This window comes from Lacticaseibacillus parahuelsenbergensis (genome assembly GCF_030770265.1).
Taxonomy (GTDB): domain Bacteria; phylum Bacillota; class Bacilli; order Lactobacillales; family Lactobacillaceae; genus Lacticaseibacillus; species Lacticaseibacillus casei.
The window spans coordinates 2,258,748-2,283,579 of the sequence record NZ_CP132482.1 but is presented as its reverse complement, the minus strand read 5'-3'; the positions used below and the strand labels follow the sequence as shown (position 1 = coordinate 2,283,579).

30 protein-coding genes and 2 pseudogenes are annotated in these 24,832 nt (G+C 45.6%); 31 read left to right on the top strand and 1 reads right to left on the bottom strand.

Features of this window, described 5'->3' with window-relative positions:
- Positions 1–18: 18 nt before the first annotated feature.
- From LACPH_RS10640 to LACPH_RS14310, 31 genes and pseudogenes are all read left to right on the top strand, one after another.
- Positions 19–315, top strand: a complete 297-nt coding sequence (locus LACPH_RS10640) for a DUF4176 domain-containing protein (RefSeq protein WP_306386887.1) — start codon at positions 19–21, stop codon at positions 313–315.
- Positions 316–488: 173 nt separating this feature from the next.
- Positions 489–782, top strand: a complete 294-nt coding sequence (locus LACPH_RS10635; RefSeq protein ID WP_306386886.1) for a hypothetical protein — start codon at positions 489–491, stop codon at positions 780–782.
- A complete protein-coding gene (locus LACPH_RS10630; protein ID WP_306386885.1) occupies positions 782–1,501 on the top strand; it encodes a DUF4176 domain-containing protein in 720 nt (239 codons plus the stop codon). Before LACPH_RS10635 ends, LACPH_RS10630 begins: the two co-directional genes overlap by 1 nt.
- Positions 1,501–2,907: a T7SS effector LXG polymorphic toxin gene (locus LACPH_RS10625; RefSeq protein WP_306386884.1), complete on the top strand. Its 1,407-nt coding sequence runs from the start codon at positions 1,501–1,503 to the stop codon at positions 2,905–2,907. Before LACPH_RS10630 ends, LACPH_RS10625 begins: the two co-directional genes overlap by 1 nt.
- 55 nt (positions 2,908–2,962) lie before the next feature.
- Positions 2,963–3,601 (top strand): hypothetical protein, encoded by a 639-nt coding sequence (locus tag LACPH_RS10620; protein WP_306386883.1) that lies wholly within the window; start codon positions 2,963–2,965, stop codon positions 3,599–3,601.
- Positions 3,602–3,733: 132 nt separating this feature from the next.
- Positions 3,734–4,030 carry a hypothetical protein gene (locus tag LACPH_RS10615; RefSeq protein WP_306386882.1) on the top strand — a complete coding sequence of 99 codons (297 nt, stop codon included), beginning with the start codon at positions 3,734–3,736 and terminating at the stop codon, positions 4,028–4,030.
- The gene (locus LACPH_RS10610; RefSeq protein WP_306386881.1) at positions 4,030–4,290 is read left to right on the top strand and encodes a hypothetical protein; all 261 of its coding nucleotides are present in this window, start codon (positions 4,030–4,032) and stop codon (positions 4,288–4,290) included. The genes LACPH_RS10615 and LACPH_RS10610 overlap by 1 nt, the downstream gene beginning before the upstream one ends.
- A gap of 217 nt (positions 4,291–4,507) precedes the next feature.
- Complete coding sequence (locus tag LACPH_RS10605) at positions 4,508–5,014, top strand: hypothetical protein (protein ID WP_306386880.1); 507 nt, start codon at positions 4,508–4,510, stop codon at positions 5,012–5,014.
- Positions 5,011–5,652, top strand: a complete 642-nt coding sequence (locus LACPH_RS10600; protein ID WP_306386879.1) for a DUF443 family protein — start codon at positions 5,011–5,013, stop codon at positions 5,650–5,652. Before LACPH_RS10605 ends, LACPH_RS10600 begins: the two co-directional genes overlap by 4 nt.
- Before the next feature lie 131 nt (positions 5,653–5,783).
- Positions 5,784–6,425 (top strand): DUF443 family protein, encoded by a 642-nt coding sequence (locus tag LACPH_RS10595; protein WP_306386878.1) that lies wholly within the window; start codon positions 5,784–5,786, stop codon positions 6,423–6,425.
- A 359-nt stretch (positions 6,426–6,784) separates the two neighbouring features.
- Positions 6,785–7,435: a DUF443 domain-containing protein gene (locus LACPH_RS10590; protein ID WP_306386877.1), complete on the top strand. Its 651-nt coding sequence runs from the start codon at positions 6,785–6,787 to the stop codon at positions 7,433–7,435.
- A gap of 130 nt (positions 7,436–7,565) precedes the next feature.
- Entirely contained in the window at positions 7,566–7,862 is a 297-nt protein-coding gene (locus LACPH_RS10585; protein ID WP_306386876.1) for a DUF4176 domain-containing protein, read from the top strand.
- Between the two features lie 226 nt (positions 7,863–8,088).
- Entirely contained in the window at positions 8,089–8,472 is a 384-nt protein-coding gene (locus LACPH_RS10580) for a hypothetical protein (RefSeq protein WP_306386875.1), read from the top strand.
- 13 nt (positions 8,473–8,485) lie between these two features.
- Positions 8,486–9,064 carry a hypothetical protein gene (locus tag LACPH_RS10575; RefSeq protein ID WP_306386874.1) on the top strand — a complete coding sequence of 193 codons (579 nt, stop codon included), beginning with the start codon at positions 8,486–8,488 and terminating at the stop codon, positions 9,062–9,064.
- Positions 9,065–9,070: 6 nt separating this feature from the next.
- Entirely contained in the window at positions 9,071–9,319 is a 249-nt protein-coding gene (locus tag LACPH_RS10570; protein WP_306386873.1) for a hypothetical protein, read from the top strand.
- Positions 9,320–9,574: 255 nt separating this feature from the next.
- Positions 9,575–10,363, top strand: coding sequence for a hypothetical protein (locus tag LACPH_RS10565; RefSeq protein ID WP_306386872.1), 789 nt, complete (start codon positions 9,575–9,577; stop codon positions 10,361–10,363).
- A gap of 76 nt (positions 10,364–10,439) precedes the next feature.
- On the top strand, positions 10,440–11,111 hold the full coding sequence (locus LACPH_RS10560) for an enhanced serine sensitivity protein SseB C-terminal domain-containing protein (protein ID WP_306386871.1): 672 nt from the start codon (positions 10,440–10,442) through the stop codon (positions 11,109–11,111).
- A gap of 49 nt (positions 11,112–11,160) precedes the next feature.
- Positions 11,161–11,781, top strand: a complete 621-nt coding sequence (locus LACPH_RS10555) for a hypothetical protein (protein WP_306386870.1) — start codon at positions 11,161–11,163, stop codon at positions 11,779–11,781.
- 357 nt (positions 11,782–12,138) lie between these two features.
- Entirely contained in the window at positions 12,139–13,449 is a 1,311-nt protein-coding gene (locus LACPH_RS10550; RefSeq protein WP_306386869.1) for a TPM domain-containing protein, read from the top strand.
- 78 nt (positions 13,450–13,527) lie between these two features.
- Positions 13,528–15,552 (top strand): TPM domain-containing protein, encoded by a 2,025-nt coding sequence (locus tag LACPH_RS10545; RefSeq protein ID WP_306386868.1) that lies wholly within the window; start codon positions 13,528–13,530, stop codon positions 15,550–15,552.
- A gap of 191 nt (positions 15,553–15,743) precedes the next feature.
- Positions 15,744–16,364, top strand: coding sequence for a glycohydrolase toxin TNT-related protein (locus tag LACPH_RS10540; RefSeq protein ID WP_306386867.1), 621 nt, complete (start codon positions 15,744–15,746; stop codon positions 16,362–16,364).
- Positions 16,365–16,540: 176 nt separating this feature from the next.
- Complete coding sequence (gene rpmG / locus LACPH_RS10535; RefSeq protein ID WP_075760979.1) at positions 16,541–16,690, top strand: 50S ribosomal protein L33; 150 nt, start codon at positions 16,541–16,543, stop codon at positions 16,688–16,690.
- 19 nt (positions 16,691–16,709) lie between these two features.
- Positions 16,710–16,880, top strand: a complete 171-nt coding sequence (secE, locus tag LACPH_RS10530) for a preprotein translocase subunit SecE (protein WP_010492112.1) — start codon at positions 16,710–16,712, stop codon at positions 16,878–16,880.
- Positions 16,881–16,982: 102 nt separating this feature from the next.
- On the top strand, positions 16,983–17,537 hold the full coding sequence (nusG, locus tag LACPH_RS10525; protein ID WP_025013288.1) for a transcription termination/antitermination protein NusG: 555 nt from the start codon (positions 16,983–16,985) through the stop codon (positions 17,535–17,537).
- A 9-nt stretch (positions 17,538–17,546) separates the two neighbouring features.
- Positions 17,547–18,392, top strand: coding sequence for an alpha/beta fold hydrolase (locus LACPH_RS10520; RefSeq protein ID WP_306386866.1), 846 nt, complete (start codon positions 17,547–17,549; stop codon positions 18,390–18,392).
- A gap of 52 nt (positions 18,393–18,444) precedes the next feature.
- Positions 18,445–18,888 (top strand): nucleoside 2-deoxyribosyltransferase, encoded by a 444-nt coding sequence (locus LACPH_RS10515; RefSeq protein WP_306386865.1) that lies wholly within the window; start codon positions 18,445–18,447, stop codon positions 18,886–18,888.
- 194 nt (positions 18,889–19,082) lie between these two features.
- The gene (gene nrdJ / locus LACPH_RS10510) at positions 19,083–21,329 is read left to right on the top strand and encodes a ribonucleoside-triphosphate reductase, adenosylcobalamin-dependent (RefSeq protein ID WP_306386864.1); all 2,247 of its coding nucleotides are present in this window, start codon (positions 19,083–19,085) and stop codon (positions 21,327–21,329) included.
- Positions 21,330–21,356: 27 nt separating this feature from the next.
- Positions 21,357–21,746 (top strand): DUF4430 domain-containing protein, encoded by a 390-nt coding sequence (locus LACPH_RS10505; protein WP_306387707.1) that lies wholly within the window; start codon positions 21,357–21,359, stop codon positions 21,744–21,746.
- Positions 21,743–22,358 (top strand): annotated as a pseudogene (locus LACPH_RS10500) (ECF transporter S component). Before LACPH_RS10505 ends, LACPH_RS10500 begins: the two are co-directional and overlap by 4 nt.
- A complete protein-coding gene (locus LACPH_RS10495) occupies positions 22,309–22,845 on the top strand; it encodes a cob(I)yrinic acid a,c-diamide adenosyltransferase (protein WP_306386862.1) in 537 nt (178 codons plus the stop codon). Before LACPH_RS10500 ends, LACPH_RS10495 begins: the two are co-directional and overlap by 50 nt.
- A 126-nt stretch (positions 22,846–22,971) precedes the next feature.
- Positions 22,972–23,159 (top strand): annotated as a pseudogene (locus tag LACPH_RS14310) (hypothetical protein); the annotation flags it as partial.
- A gap of 62 nt (positions 23,160–23,221) precedes the next feature.
- On the opposite strand, the gene LACPH_RS10490 reads toward LACPH_RS14310, so the two are convergent.
- Positions 23,222–24,688, bottom strand: coding sequence for an amidase (locus LACPH_RS10490; protein WP_306386861.1), 1,467 nt, complete (start codon positions 24,686–24,688; stop codon positions 23,222–23,224).
- Positions 24,689–24,832 lie beyond the last annotated feature (144 nt).

Here is a 24,832-nt window from a genome sequence, read left to right as displayed (position 1 = left end):
ACTTTAAGGAGTGATATCATGCCACACTTGTATCCGCTAGGTTCGATTGTAACGCTTAAAGACGGCACCCAGAAAGTCATGATCATTGGTCGCGGCGTTGTGACGAACGGTGACGAAGGCAAGGAGTTCTATGATTACGTTGCTTGCTTGTATCCTGCCGGTATCTTCAATGACCAGATGATCTACTTTAACCAAGAGAACATTGACCACTGTTTCTTTAAAGGCTTTTCTGACGAGGAAGAAGCGGCCTTTGATAAGGTTTACCCGTCACTGGTTGAAAAGTTACCTAAAGACGTTAAGCGGGGAGAGGTCTGAGGGCTTCTTTACATAGGATGTACTGTTTGGAATTCTTCGGAATTTGTTGGAAATTGTACGATCCAAGGCATCAACACCAAGACCGGACTGTAGGAAATACAGACTGACGTGGTGGAGGTTAGCCAACTAATCGAGCAGCTTGCGAAGCTTGCAGCGGAATAGGAGGGACGACGATGGCAGGAAAAATCAGTTATTCATCGGATCAATGGTCTAAAGTGGTCAGTCAGGCCGCTAGTGACAATGAAGCGGTGGCGCCGGCAAAAGGCAGCGAAGTTTCGAAAACCACCAGTCGAAATTTTAAGGCCCTTTATGATGAAGAAGCCGTCCTCGGGCAGCTTTTGAAGCAGTATACAGTCTATGCGATGAACGATACGACCAAGATGCTAAATGTCGGTAAAAAGATTCAGACCAATGACGAACAAGACGCCCAGGCAATCAGTCATGCTAGTGTTCGGAGGAGCAAGTAATGGCAGATACCGTCAGGTTAGACAATCAGAAGATGCTTCAGGAGTTAATGGCAAACCACGATTTTGCGTCTAAAACGGTCGTTGATGAAAAGCTGCTTAATATCCTGATGCGACTGGGTAACAGTGGCCAGCAATTGCGTCGGTTGTATAAGAGTCTCGCTAAGGGTGCCGATGCCTATACGTATAAAACCTTAGTTGGCGATGATATGGTCTTCAGGTTTCGTTATCAAGGCGATCAAATCGAAATCGTCAAGGGCAACGAACACGTTAGCTTAAATGGCAATGATTTTATGTTTCTTCTAGGCTGTGTTGATGCGGTGTTTAGTCCCATTTATCCGATCGGCACGGTGTTGATCCTCGATAAAGATCTTTTGGCTTCAGAGCTGACCGAACCGTTTGTGGATCGGCCGCTTGAAGTGGTGATTACCAGTCGCAAGATTCCCCTTGAGGGGGAGTTTTCCAACTATTTAATTGATTATTTGGCAAGGTTCTGGCCGTACGGGGAAGTTCCGCATAGGGATCCGCTCTTTATCACGAATATGATGATTGAACGCGTTGAGATGATGGGGCCTGCCAATCAGTTCGAACATGACTTTTCAGAGAAGGTATTACGGACCAATCAGCTTGCCTTGAATAAACGATCCGCTGCGTTTATGGATAGTGAGGCGGCAAGGAAATATGTTGGCGCCATTCAAGACAGGAAAGAAGATGAGGGTTAATGGGATTTCACATTGATATGAGCGAGGTTCACGAAGCTAAGGACACCTTCGCGGACAAAGTGAAGGCCTTATCGAAGAAACTCGATGATTCAAGCGTATCATTCGCTCGAATCGCTGATTCTAAAGCGCTTGAAGGCAAAGTCGGTGACGCGATTGCCGATGACGTGAATAACATTCACCTGCCGATCAGTGTCGCGATGCGTGATGCTTACAAGTTACTGGTTGATGGCTTCACCAAAGAAATTGAAAGCTTCGCTTCAACGGTTGAAGAACATAGTCAGAGTGCGGTCTTGGATGAGGACACGCTCAGTTCGCTCAAGCGCCGACTGGATCAACTGGCCCAGGATAAAGACAGTCTTGATAGCAAAACCCGGAGTATCTACACCAGCATCGATAATATCGTTGATATCTCGATGCCGAGCCACAGTGAGTTCACTCGTGAATTATCCGACACGAACGAAGTGCTGACGCACACCATTAATTGGGTGCATAACTTTGAAAGCCAATTCGACGGGTTGAGCGCGCTTCAGGATCTGGTTTCGGCTACCCAGTCCAAACTAAATGCGGCCAACCAGATTAAGGGACTGGCCTTCGGAAGTTCTAAGTTCAACAGCGCCGTTGGCAATACCGATTATCGAAACCTCGTACAAGCGCGGGATAAAAAAATGCGGCAACTTGAAGAAGTTAAGACAGAGAAAGCCGCGCGTTTGCGAGGCGAAAAAGAGTTTGCCAAACAGCATCATCTGGATTGGGGAGGCTATGTTTCTCTTCTAGAGAAAGGGCACGTCAGTGACTTTAGAGAGTACTTGAAGATGGTCGGTTTGTTACAGGAGTACCTCGGATCGAATTACGCCATGAAGAACGCGACAATGGGGCCGAAAACAGCATCGGGTGACCCCGGTTTTGCGATGACAGACACAGTTGATCCTGCAAGAGATGTTGGTACCAAAGTTGCCCAACGCGGGAAGACACTTGCAGACCTCGGAGAAAAGCTGGGTCACGGTAAGATTGGCGGAGGGATCACAATGGCCACGACAGGTTTGGGTATGGCTAACGATATAATGAATGAGCATAAGAATTTGGGCCAGGCGATTGTGCATAATGGGGTATCTCTCGCTATAAATACCGCTGCAACATATTTGGGCGAACATGCTGTAGCTTCCCTTTTTGCTGGGGTTATAGGTGGTCCAGCAACTTTAGCAGTAATGGGCGGGATAGGTCTTGGTATGTTAATTAGTCTTGGTTTTGACAAGTTATATGGCAGTAACTTTATGGGTATACAAACAACCTCTGATAAAATTGGAAATGCGTTACAAAGGGTAGGGGGCGATATTTGGAAAAATATAAAAGCAAACTCAGAGTTTAGTTATGTGGAATCTTACAGTCATCTAAAAAAAGCTAAATAGACTATTATCAGCAAAGTGATAACGATATTAAAAAGTATATTAGGATGTGAATGATTTGGAAGCAACAATAAAAAATCTCGTTGGAAATTATCGCTACAAAGTCGCTGAGTTACAGGATAATACAGGCTATCTTGTAGACTTAGAAGCGAAAGCTCAGGATTGGGTTAATCCTTTCGGGGATATGTTTATTAAAAGGAAGTGTTATATGCTCAGCCATGAACAATTAAAAAAACTTAATCTTACAGGAATTGTTGTGAAAGGAAAGGATTATACTGGTGTTGCCATTGGTATAACGCTATCAGTGATGACATTCTATAGGATTAACGAATCCATTTTTATTTTTAATGTGCCTACACTTTTTCGCATTTCTACTATTTCTCTGATATTTTTAGCTCTTATTCTCTTTAAAGTTAAGTTTATGATATCTAGAAAGAAAAGAATTGAGAAAGAAATAGGACCCATAAGAAAAATGCGAGTGAATTACATTAAGTTGCGTGGACATAATGTTAAATATTTTTGGCTTAAGATGTTCTGCGCAATCATTTGCTGGGGAGCCGTTGTTTCCCTTGCACTCTTTATCGTCCTACTAGACTTTGATATCATGGCGCTCTTTCTTTATATGCTATTCTTGTTTTTTACATTGAATTTATCGTTGGCTGGACTTTCTATTGGGAAGACATATAAAATTAGCTGACATAATACGAAGCTGTACCTCTAAAAGCAGTGCAATCGGACAGTTGGAGATGCAGGCCGACAGTATGGACAGTCAGATCGGTCAGTTAATTGAACAGATTGCCGAACTGGCGACAGATTAGGAGGTGCCATGATGGCAGGAAAAATCAGTTATTCATCAGATGAATGGCAGTCAGTTGTAGCCAAAGCATCGAGTGGCAACTCGTCAATTGCGCCGGAAAAAGGCAGTTCGATTTCGAAAACAACTCTGTCAAATTTCCGGGATCTGTACACCGAGCAAGAGACGATTCAAACATTAGTCCAGCGTTATCGTGAATATGCGGAACAAGACACCCAAAAGATGAGCCGTGTTGGGCATAAGAAGCAGGCCGATGATGAAGCGGATGCGCGCGAAACTATGGCAGGCGTGAATGAAAAGAGGAGTCGTTGATGGATAAAGGACAAGGCAATGACAATCTTGAAATCTTGCGCGAACTGCTTACGGTCCATACCTTTGATGCTGAGGTTCAAGTATTTGATCATGAAGCTAACGACACACACGATGTCCTGCAACATACGAAGACGTGGGTGCATGAGTTTGAGGCGCAGCAAGGTGCTTTGGATAATCTTCATGACATTGAAAGTAAAGTTCAGAGCAAACCTGGGGAAGCCGAAGGCATCGTTGCAACGCCTTCTCGAGTTCCAAGTTGATGAGTGTGGCCTCCTCCACCAGCTTTAGGACTTATGTCAAACAGAAGCAGGGGGGTCTGGAGCGGCAGATCGAGAAGATGCGGCGGATAGACCGGAAGAAGAAGTGGATCAAGGCGGTTAGAAAAGGCCGCGAGTTCTATGAAAATGAACATGTCGAGAACTATGGTGACCAGTTTCTGCGTCAGGTCAGTACTTTATTTCAAAAGGTAAAACTAAGATGCATACAAGTGAATATGCAACTGGATTAAGAACTGATTCAATTGCGTATGATACGAATACGCGCGCGTACAGGATAGGGCAGGCGGCTGTCGATAAAGGGAAGGTTCTTGATGGTGTTGGTAAATATTTAGGCAAAGGACTAGCTCTTGCTGGTTTTGGAATTAATACAACTGAAGATATTTTGAATCACCATAAGTCTTTAGGACAAGCAGTAGTTTACAATGGTGTATCTTCAGGAATAGGCTACCTAGTTGGATCGTTAGCTTTTACAGGTTTAGCGGCAGCTTCCATACCTGGTGTCATAGCGGTTGGGGCCGCCGCTGCATTATCTGTTGGCGCAGCATGGTTTTACGGAGAAGCTTACAAAAACAACTATTTTGGGACAAGAGATATAACAAGATTCTTTGGAAAGAAATTTGATGGGCTCTATAATGGCGCTAAAAATATCTTCAATGAGTTCCGGAAATCTGGAGGTCATATCACTTACAGGGAGGAATCATTGTGACAGTTCGATTTCAAGTCATTTATAAGAACTTTCGATATGAGATTGCTCAAACAAATACCGGAGATTTTTATTTAGTTGATATGGGATTACCGGTAATTGCATGGTTTATATATCTGTATGGCTACTTTTTTCCTCGTCGATGCTATCCGATTTCAAAGAAGACTGCAAAGCTGCTTCTGAATCAGAAGAAAACAAGCACCGGATCAGCGGCTTTAGCCGTGGGACTCGGCGCACTCTTAACTATAATTATTCGTCAAACAAATGATATTCTGTCAGTCAGATTAGGAGTCGGAGTAAAAATAGTCGTCATGCTGCTAATCATGACCTTACTTACGTTAGTTCGTTTTTATTATATGCAAAAGGCGAGAAACGGGGCGCTAGATGCAGGTGCTATTATGAAACCGGAAGCCTGCAAGCTCATTCGGTTTACGCCAGCTGAGTGGAAGTTAACTGCACTGGTGCTTGGCATTATGCTAATGATGATGGGTGGATTAGTTGTGTTTGTATTTATGATTCTAGCGCCATCTGTTAATATAATTTCTTTCTTATTATTTGCAATAATATTCTTTTCGACAATTATTATTTCATCGATGATTTTGCCTCTTAATTGGGAGTTTTCTATGCACGATTACAAGTGACAAAATATGCTTTTGTTCACATCCAAGCCAGTTGCGACAATGCTGAGTAAACTTTTAAAATTAAAAAACGGCACGTATATCCAATCGTATTGGTAAGAATTGAGCAATTGCTATTTTAAAGGGGCATACAAATGGAAGAAGTAAAGATCAAGACCATCAAAGGTAACTACCGTTATAAGATGGCGGAAAATTCAGATGGAACTGGATATTTAGTGGATCTGGAAGCAAAGGTTCAGCATTGGCTCAGTCCTTTCGGGGATCACTTGATTAAACGAAAATGTTTTATTTTAGATAAAGATCAAGTAAAGAAAATTGGTGCCGTTGGAATTAAATATAACTCTGCGTTTCCCCGAAGTTCAGTAGCTATCGGACTATTCTTGGCTGTTGTCTATCGGATTGTTGGTCGATATATAAGCATAAATTTATCGGAACACCAGCGCATTATAGTCATAGCTATATCCTGCATACTTGCGGTTGGCCTCAAAATATTTATGATGATAAAAAACGGCAGGAAAATAGAATCAGAAATAGGATCGCTACAAAAGCTAACGACCGCACATGTAAAGTTTAAAGGGCATAACCCTAAAGTTTTTCGTGCAAAGCTATTTATGCTGTTGTTTTGTATCATTGCAGTTTTATTCTGTACGTATTCCTTATTATCATGGACTTTTGATGTGGTAATCTTGTCGCTGGGCGTTTTTTTCTTCTATTTCCTGATCAACTTTTCCCTTTTCTCTTTAACTCAAAACTCTGAATATCAAATTTCAAAGTGATTTAATCTTTAAATGGGTTCGAAACCTTGGAGGCTATGAATTACCTTCACTGCCAATATACTGCGATCAATTCGCTACCTTTAACCTAGCGGTGGATTACCGAGAACAACAACAAGCGTTAAAAAAATCGCTAATAACATTATCTGCGTTTTTTTCAGAAGCGTCCAAGTACTGCTTACGATGTTTCAAACAACTAACTGATCGCGGTGCACAGTTGCAATATCTGATAAAGCCACTTTAAGTATGAAAAAGAGGTCTTTCAGCATACGTTCGGTTGCATGTTGGCGTTGTTGCCACGCCAACAGATCGTAAGCTCTCTGCTTAACCCGATATAAGAAATATGCAAGGATGTGAAAGTAATGGAAGTAACAATAAGGAATCTTGTTGGAAATTATCGTTATAAAGTCGCTGAGTTGCCAGATAATACAGGCTATCTTATAGACTTAGAAGCAAAAGCGCAAGATTGGTTCAGCCCATTTGGAGACGGATATGTTAAGAGAAAAAGTTATCCATTAAAGAAAGAACAATTAGACAAACTAAAACTTGAGGATCCCAATCCAACTCCAAGAAAAATTGTAACTGGAGTGCCCTTTGTTTTAACAATAACTATTGGATATCGTTTTATTAGGCAATATCTCACGTTTGACATTCCTCAAAGTTTAAGAATGTCCATCTTGGGTTTCATATTGTTGCTCCTGGTATTCGCAAAAGTAAAGTTGATGACTTCGAGACGGGAAAGGATGGAATCCTTGATCGGACGACTACAGGAGCCGCGGAATATTCGCTTCCAGCTAAAACAAATAAATCTGAGGATCTTCTTTATAAAGTTGGCCGCATTTCTTATCTGTATAGGAAGTGTTATTATCTTGGGTCTCATTTTAATGTATATCAGTTTTGATTTGCTAAACCTGATTTTGTATTCCGTAATTCTGTTCTTTTCGTTAAACCTATCACTGATAAGCTTTGCAATTAATAAAGATTATTATGTTTATTTACCTAAAGCTGTGTGAAAAAGACTGATACGGAATGATCTTATAAATAAATGCTAGAAATGAAGAAGGCTCTTGAACGGGATCAATCCATGAATGAAGATCATTAGTTATTTACTGTTGTTTTGTTGATTTAAAAGGAAGTGACATAATGTCAAACTTATATCCATTAGGCTCAGTTGTAACCCTCAAAGATGGAACACAGAAGGTCATGATCATTGGTCGAGGCGTTGTGACTAACGGTGACGAAGGCAGGGAGTTCTTTGATTACGTTGCCTGCTTGTATCCTGCAGGTATCTTCAATGACCAGATGATCTACTTCAACCAAGAGAACATTGACCACTGTTTCTTTAAAGGCTTTTCTGACGAAGAAGAAACGGCTTTCGATAAGATTTACCCCTCGCTCGTTTCGAGGTTACCTAAAGATGTTAGTAAGGGAAAGGCCTGAGCATTTTACACATTAAGTTTCACTGGTGATACATTGCGGTTATGTTGAATTGCACTGCACTGTTACAAGCCACTGAGAGCAGAAGCAATCAACGAAAGCCCATCTATAAAGTGCGAACACGTGATGAAAACCGAATCAGGAGCAACACTGCGAGTTGATGGTGTCCAGATGATAGCAGAAACCTATGTGTCTGGTTGGGAGGAGTGAGAAGTATGGCAAAGAGAGCGTGCTTGAAACCTACAAGTTATGGAAGGAGGCTGATGGATCCAGGATAGGAACCCAGACAGCAATCTTTTCGGCTCAAAACAACATAAGAACCATACACCGGTCTGCATCGCTTTCCAATGATGCCCATATTCTCCCTCAGTTGACAGAAACGGCAAAACAAAACATGGCTGAGGTCAGATGGGAAGTTGCTAAAGATTACGGGATCGTTACAGCAGAAGAGGGAAGAAAAAAGTATATTGACCAGAACATAGATGATAGCGTCTCTAATTCTATGCTCAGGCATATTCATGGCTTTGGGAACCAGTTGGTTTTCCAGTCAGCTATTAAAGTCTCTAAAGATAAGGGTGAGGACAAAGCTATTAGTACTATTTCAGGAGAATAATTGGGAGGATGAAATGACAGAATTTATAGCTTCTGAGTCAAGCTTTTTTGTACTTTTGGCGGTTTACTGTATCTTGGGTCTCTTTACATTCCCAGTTACGTCAGTAATGGTGATAAACGATAGAATAAGCAAGAGAAAAGCCATTACCTTACTCATCATTTCGTTCTTGGTTATTTCATTTGTACCATTTGGGGTGGCATTTCCTTTAACGAAAAGATTAAACTTCTTTACGGGGAAACTAGGACAACCTTCTTTCTCTATTTTTTGGTGCTTCATGGTCTTTGTTCCATTAGTGATAGGAATCGTCTCGAGCTGGCTGACCATTTTAAAATTAAGAAAAAAACGTGATATGCACATTCGATATTTTGGAACAACGGGCATTTTTTTTATTTGGGTACGTACGGTCTTTTACGTTTTTGCAGCATTGGTTTATCTCACATTTTGCAGCTTTTACTATGTGTCAGGAATCATTCTTCAAAATAGAGCAGTTTGGGGAACGGTATTTCTAGTCTCTTTTGTGGCATATCCATACATTGCAACGAAGCTTGGCAACCGTTTAACTAGATTTGTACAGGACCTTGTGCAAGAATAGCTATTTTTGAACACACTTGAATTGAAAAAAGGAATGGTGGAAAACATGGACTTATATAAATGGATTGAACTTATTATTCTCATTGCTCTTGTTATCGCATTGTATCCAACGTGGCGGAAAAAGGTGGCAGAGAATCCTGACAAAAAGGCCTCACAAATGTGGTTTACATATGTTTATTGGTTTTTTGTCGGTCTAGTGGCACTCCGAACAGTTGCTTCCATTTTGTTGGCGGCAATGACCGGTATGGTTTTTTAAAGTCACTTAGGAAAAGACAACAAGTAGGCGGAGAAGAACAATGTCGGCGATTTGCCTGGTAAGATTTGGAAATTCGAAGGTTTGGGCATGCCAACGTTTGGAGGAACGAATATGGATTTAACAACGTAGCTCAAATTAATTTTCATGATAGGTCTAATGATTACGTTGTACGCAGTTTGGTTCGCTCGCTTGGATAAGCGTCTCGGGCCGGCAACTAGTTGAAGGCAAATGCCAACAAAAAAGGAAGTTTTATACATGAAGCAATCAAAAATTTGGAACAACATCATCCGCATTGTCTTGCTTGTCGCGCCCCTGTTTCTATTCGGGACCTCATTTATTCAAGTTAACACAATGTTCAGCCTGATCATGTCATTTCTCGCTATCTGGGGCGGACTTGCATGTTACTTAGTTCTTCTGCTTCTGGGGAAGGCACGCGGATTAACGGACGGAATCGGAGGCCTCCTGTTTGTTTTCAGCTTGGTTTGGCACATTGTTGTGAGTCTCAATGGTTATGAAGATGCTCTTTTACCGGTGTGGATCACGATTATCATCCCTCTGTTAATGTTTTTGGGCGGGCTGACCTATTTAATACTCGATATTATCCTTCGGTGGCAACGAACCGCCATTACTGAGAAGGTTTCATTAAGGGATAACATCATCGTCGCTGTCACGATGATCGTGGCGCTGTACCCGATCATACACTTAAGCCGCTGGACGTTGCCCTATGTTGATCAAGGCCAAGCCATTCCTTACTTTACGGGTAAGTTTCTGTTCAGTTCAATTGCCATCATCCTGTTGATCGGCCTCGCGGTCTATACGCTCATCACCACAATTCGCTCAAAGCGTGGGATTGGTTCGGTTACTGGCTCGATGCTTGCCATTCTTAGCAGCCTTACTTTCGCATTTGGGTACTTTTTCATGCCAACTCTTTTTTGGACAGGGATTCAACAAGTTGCGTTATTGGTTGCCGTTATCAGTATCGTTGTCACGACACCGCCAAGTAAGAGGGTCAGATTTGCGACAACAGCCAAGGCGCAGGGCTGAAGGGGAAGCATCTCGTCCACTACTAATGATAGCTGTCGCAGGAATTGAACAGTAAATGTGTCAAAGGAGGAAGACAATGGGACTTTTCGATCGCTTCAAAAAGCAAACTGCTCCAACGAACTTTTTTAAGGGGCCTAGGAATGAAAAAGGGTTTCAGCAAGTCATTGATTGGCTTAAGCAGGCAAATGAAATCATTCTGGTTTTAAGCCATGACCGCAAGATGAAGATTGGCAAAGACGGACAAGGTGCCTTGTTTTTGAATGCCTATACCGATGTCAGTCAAATTCAGCCGATGCTTAAAAAAGGCGATGTCATTGCCACCATGACTTTTGAAGGGCTCCAACGAATCTTTGAAGAAAATGGAGACTTATCCTACCTTTGGTTAAATCCGCATTCTGATAGTGCCCAAGTTTACCGTTCACTTTTTACGCCAAGGCACACCTTTTCTGAAGGAGAGGCTATCAATATCGGTTTACCTGCAACCCCACCAAAGCCGATTATTGATTTACTGAAGGACTATGCTCGGCGTGACAGCAGCGTTGCGGCAATCTATTTCGGCTTGATGCAGTCAAATAATGAATTTAGCTATCTGGTCTACATTGATAGCCCGAATAATCACGAGATTGTTACGAAGCTGGGGCCGCAGATTAAAGCACTTTATCAGTCCAACAACATCTTATATTCAGTGGATTTTACCTACGAGAATTTTATGGATGATGCGAAGTACTTGATCTATCAACAGGTTTGAAGGTGTTGATCCTTGTTTCGAATTTTCTAGGATCTAAGAAAGGATTGTTATGGCTAAGCATGATCTGAAATCGCCGCGAGTCTCAAAAATAACATTAACCCTCTTATTCATTGTATGGTTTATTGCGAAAGCTGCAGTATTAGTACTGTGTATTTTAATCATCTCTAAAGGCAGTTCTGGTATTGGCCTTTTCTTTGCTCCTGTTGTTTGGCAAGCTATGACTGAGATTGGCTATTACTGTGCCTACTATTTGGGATATCATGCTTTGCCAGAAGGAACAATCTATCGAGGAGTATCGAGTCCTGTTTTCATTTCTAACGACGATAAGTATATCAATGATCGTAAAAAAATGACACGTTCCGAAAACGTGTTGCGACTTATATGGGCTTTATCCGATGCATTTATGCTCGGGTTTATTGGCATAATGGGATCGGTGTTCGTGCAGATAACATTGGAAAACAAAGATGTACCCCTATTTCTCTTCTCGTTGTTTTTCTTGCTTTTCGTCTTGATGAGCTTTCATCATCACTCTCAAAAGTGGTTTGCCAAAGTTTTTGGGCTCAAAATTGCCTGGCGTGAAAATCGTCGGCCTTTCTTTAAAAAAGTGACACAACAATCGGATGATGACCGGCCGGATTCGCCGCAACCACCGATCCGTTATCATTTCTGAGATTAAGATTGCCCCATTTTGCAAAAGGTACGGGTTGGCAGAATATTGACCTCAAGCTTTTAAAGAAAGCGAATGCCGACAGCTCGCTAACCACGGAGCAGAAACGGACTCAAATCGCAAAATCAAGAGTCGATTACCTATTATTTGAAGAGGCTGAAAGGGTCAGCTACCGACCTTGGTAAGTAAACCAGCCAGGTGGTTAGTGTTCTAGTTGACCTTGGTAAGTGTTAGCTACTATTAAGGCCAATGCTCTTACGGATGGTTAAGGTAAGGACATGATGGTGCCACTGCATCCTACCGGCGATTGATTGTTTCTATGAACAGGTTTTAGGCACGAACCATAAAGAAGGAAATCCAATGAAAGACGATAACAAGAAAAGAAAATTAACCTACGCGGAACGCGCCAAACATAGGAAAAGGATGGCGTATAGCGTTCAGAAAAAAATTGTTTATAGCGAACGTGTCAATAATGTGAGAAAAGATTTCGATATTACAAGGTTTATTGTTGGTTTAATTGTGTGCGCTGTTTGTTTGTTCTCGTTCATATCATACATAAAAAGAAATGATGCTAAATCAAGAGCTGATAGTCAGATTAAAGTGTCCCAATTTGATCAAACACAGATTGCGTCTCTTGACAAAGAAGAATCCGCCTGGCACGAGCAATTTCTTGAAACGCATGCTTCTTTTCAGGCACGTATGAGTTCTTCACAGGCCGGCACCGTCTCTTCACAAACAGAGGCCGCTTCTTCGCAAACAGAGGCCAATTCTTCACAGGCCGGCACCGATTCCTCTCAGGTAAGCGCTAGCTCCTCTCAGGAAGACACCAGCTCCTATGACGAAGCAACAGACTCAGTTGATAGCCTGCACCCGACTTTGGGCAGGTTTTATTATGATTATGCCGGCATTCTGGATCAAACCACTAAGCATCAGGTGCAAGCGGCTAATCCCTTAAATTCAGATAAATCACCAATCAAAGGCAATCCGCAAATTGTCCTTATGACGATCCCTACTACAAATGACGAGTCGATTGCATATTGGACTGATGAGTTGCTGGATCGATCCGAGTGGAAGATTGGCGATGCAGATAAAGACAATGGCGTATTTTTGTTGTTTGCCCAAAACAATGGCAAAAACAATGTCCGAATATCAACAGGCTACGGTGTCGAAGATGTGTTGCCAGATGCCATGGCACTTGACATTCTGAACACATATAGAAGTGATTTGAAATCTCATAATCAAGCACGAATCAATCGAGGGTTACGAGCCGTGCTCTCAGACGTTAAAGCTGTTATTACCACAGAATATCATACGCGCAAAAAAGGCACTTCGGGCATGAATCCGATTCTGAAAAATGTTCTGATGATTCTTCTTGTCCTGATGATGCCGTTAGACTGGTTTATCTTGGCACCGCGTCGGCGTCAATATTCAGAACAGGAAGCAGTCAGAAACCTTATACTCGTTCAGGGTCTCATGCTTTTGGACTTATTGTCAGCTATGGCCATTGTTCTTTATAAGATATTCTTTAAGTCTTCTGGTTCAAGTGGTAGTGGTGGTTTCTTTGACAGTGGCTCATCTAGCGGTGGTGACTTCTCCGGTGGTGGTTTCTCTGATGGCGGTGGCAGTAGTTTTGGCGGTGGCGACTTCGGTGGCGGTGGTGCTGACATCTAGTTTTTTGAGTCAGAGACGGCGTGTCACGCAGACATGAAATTGGCTAAAACATGAATGAAAAATTGAGAGGGAAGGCACATGGCAAAAGCAGAACGAAAAAAACGGGGCAAACAATCTTTGCCAGCATACTCGGTGCCAATGTCAGACTATGTGTTAACTGAGCGGCAGCGAAAAACGATGCCACTAGTCAGTTTCTTTATGCGGTATCTCGGCGTATTAGTAGGCATAGCGGCCGTTATCGTGATCGTGGTTGAGGGTATCCCTACCTATGTGACCAATGGGGTACACATTGATCCTAGTAATATTTTTGTCTCTGATAATGCTCATTTGCTGTCTGATGAGACGAAGGAAGCTATCCATGCACAGAACGAGGATTATCGACAGTTAACCAAAAAACCACAGCTGATGATTATCACGGTGAACAAGATTCCAGATGATCAATCAATCGAGACGTATACGATTGACGTGGCATCAAGACTGGGGGTTGGTGATCGTGATCACGATAGCGGCGTCGTCTTTTTAATTAACAAGGGCACGCGGCAGACACGGTTGGAAGTCGGGTATGGCATGGAGGATCAAATCCCTGATGCAGCAACCGAGCAGGTCGTTGATGAGTCAGTCAAGAATGATTTCAGGAGTGGCCATTTTGATCAAGGCGTTCGATTGGTCACAAAGCGGCTGGATAAATTGATTCGGACTAACAGTGATGATACCGATGATATGGATGAAGATGACGGCACACAACAAGATGGTGTCGGATTTGTCACGTTGTATATCGGTATGGTGATCCTGGTATTTACTATAGAAGGTTATAGTAAATCGGGGAAAAAGTGGGTATATCGGTTGCAACTGGATGCACTGATTCAACACTATATACAGGATATGCAAAAGATAGATCCTGAGTTGCCATTAGCCGCGATTATTGACAATGGTGCTGAAATTATTGATGCCAAGCTCATTCTTAGGGAGAAACTCATCGCATCGGCCAGGACGGCTTCTGGGGATATCGACAAGCTTAAGGTGCCGGATTATTACGATTTGAGTTTTGCATTCGGTCAAATTAATCCGGAACAATTTTGCGATGATAAGTTTCGAACTGATTGGCATTTCAAACAAAGCAGCATGTATTTGCAGCACTGGCACCAGTGGACTGTCGGGAAGCTTTGGCCGGGGCGGGTATTCAATCAGATTACCGGCAGGGCAATGGCCCAGGCGCCTGTTGGGACGCTATCGTTTAAAAATAAGCGGGCTATGGAACCGTGGCTGTTAAACCCACTACAGATATTGTTTTATCAGTTAGTTTGTTTCTTCACGGTTACTTGGTGGTGGTTCATACTGTTTTGGCTTGTGAATCGATACTTTGCTTTGGGATCACTGTTGCATTTTTGGCAACCAGGGGTGTTAGCGGATCACCTTTCAATGATCGATGCTTTCTTTAATAATATCGGATTCCTTATTGTTAAAAAGCCGCTTTTGTTGCTGGCTATCGCCGAGATGGTCGTTCCGATTAGCGGCTTTGGATCATGGCTAAAGGAGATTCGCCAGTTTGTTCTAAACCATCTGCGGCTGAATACGCTGATTCGTCAATTTTGTCAGGACTTGCGAAGCGTTCTTCCGGAGCTTGGCGATGATCGTAGTCTTGCTGCAATGCTGGACTCTTCAGCTGAAAATACCCTGGCAGAGGTCGCTAAGACTAAGTGGCAAAAAATGATTTCGAATAAGCAGTATCAGCGACACGCAAAGGATAATCTGCTCGTTAAGTTGCGGAAGCACAGGATCGCTTCAAAAAAGCAAGGAGATCCTGCTTATGAGTTTCGCCAGTCTCGTCAGCCAAGGCCGGATTATATGGATATGGCTTTCGCGTATGGTGCGACCACTAATGCGGAATTTTTATCCGCAGACGGTAGCGATGAATATTATCGATTGACATCAATGTACCGCAACCACGAGGCTGATTGGTACTACGCAGCGATTAAGGCAGGCTTCTCCAAATCTGCTAATTCCGACCCCGGCACCGGCTTTTTCGGCGGAGGCGGCAGTGGCGGCGGAGATTCATTCGGCGGCGGCAGTTTTGGTGGTGGCGGTGGTACTTCGAGTTATTGAGAAATTTCTTAGCAAAGGAGGCAGACAATGGGATTTTTCGATCGTTTTAAAAAGCATAAGACGCCAACAAATTTTTTTAACTTTCCTCAAAATGCAGAGGGCATTGAACAGGTTATCAGTTGGCTTAAGCACGCGATAAAGTGATCGTAGACGTGAATGAGAAAGGACATTTATTCGTTCAAACTGATCAAATGGGCGAAGTTTTCTTGATGGCATACACTGATGCCGGTCAGAATCTAATGCCGTTTCACCAGCGGAATTTTTTTGACACCATCACTTTTGTCGGGCTACAAAAGATTTTTGAGCAGACGGATGATCTGGCCTATTTGTGGCTCAACCCGGGCTCAGATAGTGTCCGATTAAATCGGAATGTGTTCACGTCTAAGAAGTTGGCTGCTGGTCATGCTGTGATAGGCCGAATTGAACTCAAACCCGGCGATTTGGTGGATATGTTCGGGAACGAAGATGAGGTTTATGTTTTCCCGGTCATAGATGGCAAACCCTTTAACTATGAGCAGCGGGCATCACCCTATGTCGAGAACCCTACCTTATATCATCAATACAAGGTTATTCAGCACTTTTCGGAGTTGGATAACTTGATTCAAAACGCAGAACCAGCGCTCACGCAGAAAATCAGGCAGTTTATGCGCCAAGCCGGTCTGGGTGCTGATGGTCTGGTGGCTGTGCAAAGCCGTATCGGGCCACGCTTTGGATCTGCAGGTGGTGCACTTCAAATAAAGTTGCCGCTGCCGGTCGGTCTTTTGAAGCAACTGGGCGTCTTACAAGAGGTTGAGGCGAAGTGGCCAGTGTGAACCGGTTAGAATAGCTTTTGGCTTGATGTTTTATATGATGCCGGATCTTCAAAGATCGAATTATGTGCGGTGGGTACGCGCTTGACGAATATTTCTAAAGATTGACTAGAAGCCGGCACTGCTTGCTATTCAAACATAATCTTGGTATCATATTGAACGTGACTGGAGGGAACAAGATGTCAGTAAAGAAAGTTGCTTTAGCTTGTTCGGTTTGTGGGCAACGGAATTATTTTGTTCCCGAAAACCCGAAGCGAACGGAACGGTTAACTTTAAGAAAATTTTGTAAACATTGTGGCCGGGTAACGGTTCACCAAGAAACCAAGTAATAATGGAAGGAGCAGACTGATGAAATTTATCAAAAGTGTTTTTGCGGAAATGAAGGCTGTTACGTGGCCGACCGCGAAACAGACACGGCGTGATACGTTTACCGTCATCATGACTTCCATTATCTTTGCCATTTATTTTGCGGCGGTTGATTGGGTCATTAACATGATCTTTCAGGCGTTCTTGTATTAAAGCCTGACAAACCGCTTCATCTTTGCTATACTATGAGCAGCGCAAAACCGCCTTCGATGACGGTTTTTTATTTTGACTCAAAACACAAAAAGGAGACGCATTATGGCTGAAACAGTAACATCGGCAGAGAAGCATTGGTACGTGTTGCACACTTATTCCGGTTATGAGAATAAGGTGAAGACGAACCTTGAACAGCGGACGACCAGTATGAATATGGATGATTATATTTTTCGGGTGGTCGTTCCTGAAGAAGAGGAACATGAACAAAAGAATGGTAAGGATAAAGTTGAGATGAAAAAGACTTTTCCTGGCTATGTGTTGGTTGAAATGGTCATGACTGATCAGTCTTGGTTTGTGGTCCGGAATACGCCGGGAGTTACGGGGTTTGTCGGTTCGCATGGGGCCGGTTCAAAACCAGCACCATTGCTGCCGGAAGAAGTTGCCAGTGTGCTGCACTCGATGGGCATGAGCACGCGCCATCAGAACGTTGAGTTTGATGTGGGCGAGCCAGTGACGATTATCGATGGTGCCTTTACCGGCATGCATGGTAAGGTGACGGCGGTTGATAAAGATAAGATGAAGTTGAAAGTTGTTACGGAAATGTTTGACCGTGAAGTAACCGCCGAACTGGACTTTGATCAAGTCGACAAGCTGTAGGTAACGCCTATGAGCGGCTGGTTCTGGATTCTTGTGACGCTGGGCGTGATTGTCGTTGTGGGCGTGATGACCGACTATTTTCTATTGGCGCGGACTGGCTATGCGCCGGTGCCGCTCGTGATGGATCCGACACCGACGTTGTTTATTCCCGGACATCTGGGAACACGGTATTCGTTTGGCCATATGTTGTGGCGTATGCAGCGGCGTTATGGCTTAAGTAAGGATGTCGTGGCGATTGTCGCCCCGGATAGCAGCGTTCATTTGCGCGGGCAGTTGAATTTAAATCATCACGCTGCCGTTCAGGTGTTGTATACGGACAAAACGGTGCGGCCCGCTGCCCAGTTGCGCGGGTTGAAGCATGTGATCGCTGCTTTGCAGGCGCAACAGGCGTTTACCCGGGTTAATTTGGTCGCGCATTCGATGGGCGGCGTAACAGCAGCACTGTATTTGTTGAGCCAACCTGCTGTTCCGGTGGCGAATCTGGTGACGATTGCCGCACCGATGAATGATGTGGAGGTTGCGCGGCGTTCGCCGATTCTTAATTGGCCGTTGACCCGTCAAGGACCGGAGCACACAGCGCCGATCTATCAGTATTTTCAACGTTCGATTGCCAACTTGCCGACAGACTTACGGTGGTTGAATATTGCCGGCGATTTGATGTTAGGTGGGCGCCACGATGGTGAGGTGGCGATCAGCAGCAGCTTTGCCGTGCGGTATTTGGTGAAGGATCGGATCAAAGACTATACCGAGGTTGTGATTCGCGGACCGCGGGCAGCCCATAGTCTACTGCACGAGAATCGGTTGGTGGATCATGATATCGCCGAATATTTATGGCAGCGCCAACGCGATTTTTAGGTGTTGCTGAGTTAAAGATTTACGGACAGAAGCCGCCCAGGAGGAAATGAACATGGCAGAAGTATATTTGGCTGCACCGTTTTTTGATCCTGCTCAGATTGAGCGGCTTGATCAGGTTGTAGCAGCTTTGCATGCAAATGAATCGGTCACCGCCATTTTTTCACCGCGCGATGACACGAACAAGGCGGGCTTAACGCCGAACTCGCCAGGGTGGCAGCGGCAGGTGTTTGGTGAAGATATTCAGGGACTGCACCGCTCAACGGTCTTAGTCGCCATTCTGGACTATGTCGGCGAGAACCCCGATCCGGGAACGGCGTTTGAAATTGGGTACGCCTATGCGCACCATATGCCGATCGTGGCGCTTCAGCTTGGCGAGATGAAAATGAATCTGATGTTGGCAGGGTCGATTACCTGCTTTGTGAATGATTTGGCCGAGCTTAAAAGTCTTGATTTGGACCATGTGTTAGTGCGGCCGTATGTCGGACCGGTCTTTTAAAACCACGGATAGATCAGATGTCGCCAGCGATTTCTTGCGCTGGCGATTTTTTAATTTCGCCATTATTTTTAAAAAGCCGTGCATCCCGCGTTGGGCAGGTGGTTGCCGACATTAACAATTTGTTATTGATTAATCTATATCTTGATATTGGTTTCGTTTGGCTATACCATATCTTGTATACGGGAGGTACAGCTATGCAAGTTATGATGAAACCGATCACCTTGGCACCTGATTTTATTGCCGAGGTCAAGAAAGAAATTAAGCCACACTGGGGCGAACTGGGGTGGGTCACGTATAAGCGGACCTATGCCCGGTGGTTGCCGGATCAACAACGGACCGAGAATTGGGATGAAACCGTCAAACGAGTGGTTGAGGGGAATATTAACCTTGATCCGCGGTTACATACAGCCAATCCCGATTCAGAAGTCGTGGACCAACTGCAAAAAGAGGCACGGAATCTTTTCAAGCTTATATACGGGTTGGCCGGCACGCCATCTGGCCGCAATCTGTGGATTTCCGGAACCGATTATCAAAAGCGTAATGGCGATGCCTTGAATAATTGCTGGTTTATTGCCATTCGCCCGCAACCCTATGGTGAGTCGCATATCGTGCCAACGGATTTTTCGGCTGACCAACCTGCTGTCTCGATGCCGTATTCCTTTATGTTTGATGAATTAATGAAAGGCGGCGGCGTCGGTTTTTCCGTCACCAAAGACAACATTGCCAAGTTGCCGCCGGTCGCAAACGCCGTTGACCTGACGATTGTGATTGATCGCAGCAGTGCTAGCTACGCGGAATCGCTGAAAATGGGCGCGGTTGATCGCGAAGCCTGGGAACAGGCGCATGCAGCCGAACATAATGATCGCTACGTTTTACCTGATACCCGTGAAGGCTGGGTTTTAGCCAACGCCAAGGTGATTGACCATCATTTTGCGACGACTAATCCTAGTGGTCAGACCAAACTGGTGCTGGATATTAGTCGGATTCGGCCAAAAGGCGCGCGGATTCATGGCTTTGGCGGCACGGCTTCCGGCCCGATGCCATTAGTCGAGATGTTGCTGGATATTAACAAGGTGCTCAATGCGCGGGTTGGCCAGCGGTTGACCGCGGTTGACGCCACGGATATCGGCAACTTAATCGGCAAGACAGTGGTGGCCGGCAATGTGCGGCGTTCCGCGGAAATGTCGTTAGGCTCGGCCGATGATGACGCGTTCATCACGATGAAGCAGGATCAAAAAAAGCTTTATCATCACCGCTGGGCATCTAACAACAGTGTCGCGATTGATACGCAGTTTGACGCTTATGCACCGATTGCGACAGCCATTGCCAAAAACGGTGAACCGGGCGTTGTGAACCTCGATTTATCACGCCGCTTCGGCCGGATTGTCGATGGTGAAAATGCAGCTAACGATCCGGATGTGGAAGGCACCAACCCATGTGGCGAGATTTCGTTGGCCAATGGTGAACCATGCAACTTGTTTGAACTCTTTCCGGTCGTTGCGGTGCAACAAGGTTGGAAATTGAAGCAGGCCTTTGCGTTGGCAACGCGTTATGCCAAGCGAGTAACCTTCAGCAATTACGACTGGCAGGTTTCCCGTGATATTATTAGGAAGAATCGCCGTATCGGCATTTCGATGTCCGGGATTCAGGATTGGTTCCTGGATGATTTCGGTCATCGCGTCGTGTCCGGATTTGAACCGGTTGTGGATCCGCACACCGGTAAAATGCTTGAGAAGCCGATTTATAATCCGGAAATCAAGCAAGCGGTGGATGGCTTATATCACGCGGTTGTTGATGCGGATCAGGCTTATTCCGATGCATTGGGCTGTGAGCCTTCCCGCAAACACACCACGGTTAAGCCATCCGGTACCGTTGCTAAGCTGGCAGGGGTTTCAGAAGGCATGCATTTCCATTATGCCGGCTACCTGATTCAGCGCATTCGGTTCCAGGCCAACGACCCGTTGCTGCCGGCTTTGAAAGCATGCGGTTATCATATTGAGCCGGATGTTTACACCAAGAACACGATGGTCGTCGAGTTCCCGATTCGCGCGGCGCACGCTGACGATCCGGCATTTGCTTCAGCCGGAACGGTTTCGATTGCCGAACAGATTGCGACCCAAGCATTCTTGCAGACATACTGGTCTGATAATGCGGTCAGCTGCACGGTCACCTTCCAGCCGGAAGAAGCCGATCAGATTGCCGGCTTGTTGTCACAGTATCGGCACGTGATCAAGTCAACATCCATGTTGCCGTACGTTGGTTCAGGTTTCAAGCAGGCGCCAAAAGAGCCGATTGATGCTGACACCTATACGCAAAAGTGCGCCAAGATTCACGGATCGGTCGCAGCTGTTTTTGCCGCCCAAAATGCCAATCATGATCAAAAGGATCTGGAATTAGTTGACCAGACGGATTGTGCTGGCGGCGCTTGCCCGATTAAGTAAAAAATGCGGAGGAAATTGAAGGTTATGTTGAAGAAAGCTTTACGTTCACTGGTTGTCTTTTTTGCAGTAATGTTTGTGCTGGCTGGTTGCAGCAACAGTTCGAACAGCGCTGCCAAATCCAGCAGCAAGCCGAATCAGATTGTGGTCACTTACCAGCTGAAGGAAAATGGCAAGGCGTTTGCCAAGAAAAAGATTACCCAACCGAAAAAGTCAGTGGTGATGACCGGTCTGAAAAAAGGTTGGTCGGTCAAGGCTTCGAAAGGGTTTATCACTGAGATTGCCGGCAAGAAGCAAAATGTTGCCAAGAAGACCTACTGGCTATACACCATCAATGGCAAGATGGCGAAAAAAGGCGCCACAACGCAACCGGTCAAGAACCACGATAAAGTCGTTTTTGACCTGAGTGTTACCAAATGAAGCTGCCAACGTCAGCCAAAAAGCCATCGCCTGTTAGGGCGGTGGCTTTGCTTGGTCTATTGACGGCTTTGTGCACGGTTTTGCGGATCGTTAAAGTGCCGATTCCCAATGTTCAGCCAATGACAGATATTTTGATGGTCGTGACGTTGTTACTCGGACTGCGCTGGGGACTCGGTTTAACTGTCAGTACGCTGGTGGTCTCCAACCTTGTTTTAGGATTTGGCTTGTGGACGCTGCCGCAAATCGCGGCTTATATGATTTGTATGCTCGTGTTGCAGGCAATCGTGCTGATGTTGCCGGTCGTCCGGCGCCTGCTCTGGCTCCAAATCGGCTTAGCCGGGTTACTTGGGTACCTTTATGGATTTGTCGTCAGTCTAGGCATGGCAGTGATCGGCAGTTTGAATGGGCTGGGCTTTTGGGCGTATTATATCAGTGGTTTGTTGTTTGATACTTATCATGCGATCGGTAATCTTGTTTTTTACCCAATCGTTCTGGTGGTGTTGCAGCAAGGGTTGAAACGGTTTAACCGCGGATAACGCGCTTACGGAAAAGAGGACTAGTCATGAAACTTTACACAAAAGTCGGCGATCACGGTGCCACGAAACGGATTAATGGCAAGAAAGTGCCGAAATATGACCCGCAAATTATTGCATTGGGCGACTTGGACGAGCTTGATTCATGGCTTGGCTATGTCGCTTCGCAGGCAACGGCGACGCCGGAGTTTGATTGGCTTGCGCAGGCGTTGGAAGACCGGCAGCGGGAACTTTATGAGTTACTGGCTGACGTTGCGGTACCGCGGCACCACACCATTACCGAAGCGCATGTCAAGGCACTGGAAGATGCGATTGATGACATGATGGCACAGGTGCCGCGCATCACCGCTTTTGTGTTACCCGGCGGCCATCCGCTGGCAGCAGCGTTGCAATATGGCCGCGCCGTGGCACGCCGGGCGGAGCGCTCGCTGGATCTGCTGGCTGAGGGAGATAAGACTGTTACTGCGGTGGTTTTGCAATACAGCAATCGGCTATCTGATTACCTTTTCGCATTAGCTCGTTACGTCAATTTCAAGGCAGGCGTTCCTGAAGTGAAGAGTAAGTAAGTGCATGGGTGATAACAAAAAAGTGCCAAGGTCATAACGACCGGTGACAATACAAAAGCGCATTCGTAATAAGAGTGCGCTTTTGTTTTCCCTGAAAATAGTTCGGAAGGATTAATTAAGATGTTAGTGCCAAAGCGGAGCAATCGTAGGCCAGATGGGGCTCAGCTGTGAAGTTGGTCTTAAACGGGCGGTTTTCCCGTTTTAGACCAAGGCCGAGCTTTGAAACCGCGGTTTTTGCGGGTTCAAAGTCGTGCCCACAGCGTTCCAGCCCCATCTGGCCGGAGATTGCGGAGTTTGGCACGGCTCGGAATTTATGGTCTAAAACTTTTCTATATTGTTCGCCATTCATTAAACTAAGAACATTTTCGCGGAATTATTATTTAGAATCATTAGCTTCGATTAGTGGATACATTTGCAGCAGATTGTGCTGCTCGAACCAATAGCCAAGCCGCAGTAACCGATCTTCGCGACCCTTGGCAGCCACAAACTGAATGCCCAGCGGTAGGCCGTCCGGTGATATAGCAGTGGGGAGGCTAATGGCCGGGGCGCCGGTTAAGTTGGCCTGTTGCGTGAACGGCGAGTATGCGAGGCTGGGCTCGAACAAATCCCAGACGAGCTGCTTTTGCTCATCCGGCGCAAGATCGGCTGCGTGTTTCATTTTATCGACGATGGCAGGTGATTGTAACTCGGCATCAATGCGCGGCGCCGTTTTGGCTGTCGTTGGCGTTAACAGCAGATCATAGCTGTCGTGGAAATGACTGTAAGCTTCGGCTGCCTGATCCCAGACGCCCAGCGAACGGCTGTAATCAGCGGCCGTCGTGTGCAATCCGGCTTGATAAATGTCCCACGTGACGGGTTCGACGTCTTCCGCAGTGACCGCGCGGCCGGATTGCTCGGTATAGGCTTGGAACATGGCCGCGGTTTCGCCGCCGTTCATCAAATAATAAGCCTTCATTAATGCCGTGCCATCCACATCCGGCTGCGCTTCAACAACCGTGTGCCCAGCCGCCCGTAACGCATCCACGGCTAACTTGACTGCCTTGACCGCCGTGGCGCTAACCGGCGTACCGACAGGCGATTGCGTGGTGTAGGCGATTTTTAACGGTCGCGGGTCATTGACGTTTTCGAGGTGCAACGGTGGCGCATTAAACGGTGCGGCTAACTGGGTCGTTGCCAGTCCGCGCAGTAAGGCCTCAGTATCAGCCATGGTGCGGGTCAAGGCGAAGTTAATGGAAGCACCTTGCCACCCGCGCCACTCACCCGGCCCGGTCGGCACGCGACCACGGGTAGGTTTTAAGCCGATTAAGCCGGAAAAAGAAGCGGGGATTCGAATCGAACCGCCACCGTCAGATCCGGCAGCAAGCAGACTGATGCCAGCCGCGACCAACGCCGCCGCGCCGCCGGAAGAGCCACCTGGCGAATAGTCCAGATTCCATGGATTCCGAGCCGGACCGTAAAGCGTAGCATCAGTGATATTTTTGAAGCCGAACTCCGGTACATTACTTTGGCCGATAATCACAAAACCCAGTGCCTGTAATGCCTTGACAAAGTTGTTGGTGCTGGTAGCTTTGGCATCTTTGAATAGCCGACTGCCGGCTGTGGCTGGTGCACCGGCGAAGTTTTGCCCCAGACCTTTCAAGACCAGCGGCACACCCAAGAATGGTTGGCCGGTGTCTTTCAGTTGCGCGGCATCGTGTTTGGCAGCCGCAAACCTTGTCCAGGTGATGGCATTCAGTTTGGGATTGAGCTTGGCAATTTTATCGGCTGCCGCATCGATTAAGTCAGCGCTGGTAATGGCGCCGGCACGAATCGCGGCAGCTTGGGCTAATGCTGAAGAAATCATTAATTTTTCCTCCAAAAGGGTCTTCCTGACAACAATGCTACTTTAGTTATCTTTGACAACCATCTTACTGTCAAGTTATTCTTTGAGTAAAGCTAATTGCCTGCAATGATTCGTGATTTTTTTGCCAGGCATACAAAAAGAGGT